Genomic DNA, 250 nt, shown 5'->3' on the forward strand with positions numbered 1-250 from the left:
TCGGGGCGCGGCTGGGCGGATCGGCTCGGGCTGCATGGCGCCTATCCGGGGCCGGGGGCGGGCGAGACGCTGACCTATCGCGTCACGCGCCTGCCGGCCGGGCTCGCGCTGATGGGCGGGGCGGGGCTGGTCTCGGCGCTGCTCGGCATCGGCAGCGGGGTGCTGAAGATCCCGGCGATGGACGCGGCGCTGCGGCTGCCGATCAAGGTATCGTCGGCGACGTCGAGCTTCATGATCGGCGTCACGGCGG

At 74.8% G+C, this 250-nt stretch carries 1 protein-coding gene; it reads left to right on the forward strand.

The window, feature by feature from the left end; all coding sequences use genetic code 11:
- A partial coding sequence (locus tag B8460_RS19480; RefSeq protein WP_048863289.1) for a TSUP family transporter occupies window positions 1-250 on the forward strand: 250 nt, incomplete at both ends.

Origin of the sequence: Acidisphaera rubrifaciens HS-AP3 (assembly GCF_000964365.1) — a bacterium.
GTDB lineage: Bacteria > Pseudomonadota > Alphaproteobacteria > Acetobacterales > Acetobacteraceae > Acidisphaera > Acidisphaera rubrifaciens.